General features: G+C 39.9%; 3 protein-coding genes. All 3 read left to right on the plus strand.

What is annotated here, in order from left to right; genetic code table 11:
- The coding region (locus GBN19_RS15850; RefSeq protein WP_171494503.1) for a mobilization protein at positions 1–2,468 on the plus strand (2,468 nt) is incomplete at its 5' end.
- A gap of 473 nt (positions 2,469–2,941) precedes the next feature.
- Entirely contained in the window at positions 2,942–3,901 is a 960-nt protein-coding gene (gene repM, locus GBN19_RS14590) for a replication initiation protein RepM (RefSeq protein WP_228271297.1), read from the plus strand.
- Positions 3,902–4,123: 222 nt separating this feature from the next.
- Positions 4,124–4,612 (plus strand): plasmid mobilization relaxosome protein MobC, encoded by a 489-nt coding sequence (gene mobC / locus GBN19_RS14595; protein WP_151778624.1) that lies wholly within the window; start codon positions 4,124–4,126, stop codon positions 4,610–4,612.
- Positions 4,613–4,759: the final 147 nt, after the last annotated feature.

Genomic DNA, 4,759 nt, shown 5'->3' on the forward strand with positions numbered 1-4,759 from the left:
GGGCGGCTGTACACGCTTCGGCATACCTTTTAGACCAACTCGATCACCTAGGAAATGTGCGCGCAGGCATCGAAGTTTTACGCGGTGACGCAACCACGTTTAACGCGATTTGCGACTCAAGCCCTCATCTATGGAAATACACCAGTGGCGTGATTGCATGGTCAAAAAATGATGCGCCTACGGACGAGCAGATCAAAGAAGTTTTAGACGACTTTGAGAAACACGCATTCGCAGGACTTGAGCAATCGCAGTACCACCTTTTTGCTGTGCTACATGAAGATGAGGACGGCTCAAAGCATATTCATGTTTTAGTACCTCGCCTTGATCTGCACAGCGGCAAATCACTCAATATTGCGCCCCCAGGACATGAGAAACATTTCGACTCACTACGCGACTACTTCAACACAAAATACCAGTGGTCACGCCCTGACGACCTAAATTTGACACATACAACGCAAGAGCCGAACTACGTTGCCAAGTTGAACGCACAGGCAAAAAACATTTTTAGTAGTCATGAGCTTGAGACGCTGACAAAAAAGCAGTTTTGCAAGGAAATTGATAACTACGTTCACACACTTTTAAAGACCAAAATGGCTGAAAACAGGGCAGATATTATCAAGTGTATCGAGCAACTGGGCGGCATTGAATCAATCAAACAAAGCAAAGAATTTCTAACAGTCACACTTAAAGACGGCAAAAAACATCGACTAAAAGGCGATTTTTATCATGAACAATTCGAAATTCGATCTTATGCAGAGCATCTCAGAACAGCAGCAGAAAGCCGACCGACTGCAAACGAGCTTGCAGCAACTCTCAGAGACGCTGAACGACTTCGAGACGAGTATCGAGCAAAACGAGCAAGCTATAACGCACAGTATTTCAGCACTCAAAACGAAAGCACACACGATAGAGGGTCTAAAAACGCACATACAAGCGATTTTGAGCGAGATCGGGAACTTATCACCACAAGCCATAAAAACGCTAACAGCGAGCTATACGGAGCAAATAGATGCACTCACAGCACAGTTGTCGAGTATAGATATATCGACAGTCAAATCCGTGCAAACGAGCATCGAGTCGTTTTCAATATCAATGCAGGCATTGCAAAAAGAGATCAACAACAAGTTGCAGAGCATCGAGATCGACAAACAGAGCTTGCAACAGAGTATTCAAGTTCAAGTTCAGCAAGCAATAGCGAACCAAAGCGGACAGATCGACACATTAATCGAATCAGTGATCAAGAAAGAGCGCATGAAAAATATAGTGATCGGGGTTTTTATAGCTCTTATATCTTTGATTTTAATCGCTATATACATGAGCTTTCAAATCGGCAAGAACACAACAACAATGAGCACTCAAAACGAAATGATAAAAAACAACGCAATAACTTTGAAGCAGCAAGCCGACCAGACTCACTTCAACTCACAGAGATCACAGTAAATGAAAACAGAAATAGATCATTTTTTGACAGAGCAAAACAGCTTATTGATGCAACAAAACAGCTTGCTAGCAGAGCAAAACGAAGCATTGACTCAACAAGTGAATTCGTTAAAGAACATCTTGAGCGATTACAGCGAAGTCGAGCAGAGCTTAAAGGTCAAAATCAATCACCTGAATACAGAGAAAGAAGCACTGAAAACCGAGATTTCAAAGCTCGAACAGAGCAACTTTTCGGAGCAGTTACAGCAAACATTTCAGGAAAACTTGAAGACCCAATTACAAACACAATTAGCAAAAGCATTGAATCAACTGGATTTAAACAGCATTGTCAGCAACTTAGTGAAGATCGAATTAAAACCAGTTCAAATGCAAATTTGCACACAACAGGACGACATCGAGAAAGCACTCTTGAAAATCTTGCAATTGAAAGCACCGAGCAACTTTTACGAAGACTTGGAGATGCAAAGCAAGCAGATCAATACGCTTGGGGAAACTGTAGACAGATTGATAACATTAATCGAAGGCTTGAGCGACTAGAATCAAAAACAGCAGAAATTCGGCTCAAGCCCAAGCCAGCCATTAATTTTAGTTATTTACGCAGTGACGGCTATTATCCCGATTATGTGATTCATCACAAAGAGCTATGCGAGGATCAGCAAGCGGCTTTTAATAGAAAGAATCCATTGCAGTTGATTGATTGCATAAAGAAAAAATCAGAGAACATGGAAAAATACATAAACCGAGCAAGTAAAAATATTTACCAATCGGACTATGAAAAATTTGAAAAAATCATCAAAAATGATCAGCGAATGCTGAAATATCTGCAATGTGAGAAGATTTTAGAACCGCAAAATGACCATTTAGGACAGCAGAGAGTCGCATATCAATCATGTTTAAAGATTTTTGAGAATATCAAGAACCATATTCACGAAATTAAAAACCCATCTCAAAGACCTAATATTAGTTATCAAACCTATGAGCCTGACAATAAGCCAAAACCGAAAAGTGATTTTGACTTGGGCTTTTAGTAAATCTAAACAATAACAGCTAGTTATGAGCGAGTGTCTACGAGCGACACAACCAAAATTCGCGCCTAGACTCCCTGAAAAACCGCTTTTGCTCTTGCTCTTAAAAAAGCATCGAGCGAAGCGAGATTCATAGCTGTTTTAAAACGTAAACCTTTTTCATGTACTTAATGCGATTTCGTGTGCTTTTGCTTTTGATTTGGCTTTTAATGATTTTAAATGCTTTTATATTCTTTTAGGTAGGATAGAAGCATTGATATTGCTAGCTTTCAGCTCTTATATGCACACAAATACCTGCATATATGCACACAAATACCTGCATATATGCACACAAATACCTGCATATATGCACACAAATACCTGCGAAAAAGCACTATAAAAAAATATGTGTTTTTAGCACTTGTAAAATATCTGTGTTCATATTAAGTTGAAATTTCTAGCACAACATAATTGGGCAGATGATGAGAACCCGAAACGTGGAAAAACGCGTAGTAAAAACAAATAGATTAGTTGAAGCCATCCAAGTACTTAGCCTTGCTGAGATCAGACTAATTCAGCTCGCAATTGTTGAGGCGCGTGAGTCTGGGCTTGGGCTTGATAAGGACAGACCACTCAAAATTCACGGCAATCAATACGCTGAAATTTTTACAGTTTCAAGAATGACCGCCTATGATGCTCTAAAGGATGCGGAAAGTCGGCTTTTTGATAGACGCTTTACAATTATTGATGATGATGGCGAACTCATCAAAAGTCGGTGGGTGCAGGATGTCAAATATTTGCAAAAAGAGAATGCGATTGAAATCTGCTTGTCTCGAATTGTAGTCCGAGAGACAACGCGCTTGGATGGTCTACAGCAGTTTTTTACAAGTTATACGCTTGAACAGACAGCCAAATTGAAAAGTGCTTACTCTGTTCGTTTGTATGAAATGTTGGCACAGTGGCTAACTGCAAAGCAAACACCAGTTTTTGAGATTGAGAAATTTAGACAGCAATTAGGAATTGGGGTCAATGAGTATTCTAGAATGCATCAATTTAAAGAGCGTGTTTTAGAAAGTGCGATTGATGAGATTAATGAAAAAACTGATTTAGAAACGAAATACGAGCAAGTGAAGACAGGTAGGAAGATTACTGGCTTTAGCTTTAAAATCACTAAAAAACAAAAAAATAAAGGATCATCTTCTAAGCCCACAAGAGATCAAAACACCCCTGACTTGTTTGTGAAGCTCACAGACGCTCAAAGGCACATGTTTGGAGCTAAATTAGCACGAGATCCGCGAGTCCAAAGTGAGTACGCCACAAAACTACCAAGTGAAAACTACGATGCCTTTGGAAAAGCTCTAGCGGACATGCTACTTAATGAAAATCACTTCAAAACTTTTTATCCGATCCTTATTGAGCTTGGGTATGAACAACCAAAACGCCCTAATTCTGAATAATTTTCAAGTAAAAGCCTTCTCCCAAATGTAAACCTTTTTTCCGCACTTTTTCTCGGTTTTATTTATTTTCTAAAACTCAAAATCGTATGATCAATTTGGAATAAGCAAGCCTACCTGTATATACAAAATTCTGCGAATTTTACATATACAGGGACTTGTTAGGGGTTTCACCCCTAAGACCCCAAAAGCGAAAAGCAAAAGCCTGTTAATAGGGTGGTGATCATGCGAAGTAAAACAAAGATTTTTAGACTCAACGAGCTACAGCTTGAACAACTTGAGCAGCATCTCAAAAAAGAAAATACAAATTTCACTGATTTCATTCACTCGTTAATCGAACGTGAAGTCATGCAAGATTCAGTCACGGTAAAACAACCCAGTGAAGAAGAATTAAGACCGAGGACAAAAACCAAAACCGTGGTCGAGATCGTCAAACGCTATCAAAAAACTGACCCAGACTTACTACTGGAACTTTCAAAAATCGGCAACAACATCAATCAAATTGCACGAGCATTGAACATCATCAAAAACGCTGATCAACAGGAACAGCGCAAGCTCGATATTTTCAGCATTTTTTTAGTTTTAAAAGCGATCCAAAACGAGCTAACAGACCTCTTCCCTTCGCTTCCAAAGATCAGTAGACAAACCCATAAACGTCTAAAAAAACAATTATCTTCCATAGAGTTATCAGAAGGGGATGAGAGTGCATATTAAATTTTTAGCGCACGGCAGGGGGGCGGCTGTACACGCTTCGGCATACCTTTTAGACCAACTCGATCACCTAGGAAATGTGCGCGCAGGCATCGAAGTTTTACGCGGTGACGCAACCACGTTTAACGCGATTTGCGACTCAAGCCCTCA

Source organism: Acinetobacter brisouii, assembly GCF_008993995.1.
Classification (GTDB): Bacteria; Pseudomonadota; Gammaproteobacteria; order Pseudomonadales; family Moraxellaceae; genus Acinetobacter; species Acinetobacter brisouii_A.

Coding starts and splice junctions, on each gene's coding strand:
- mobC (WP_151778624.1), top strand. CDS start 4,124: ATGCGAAGTAAAACAAAGATTTTTAGACTCAACGAGCTACAGCTTGAA.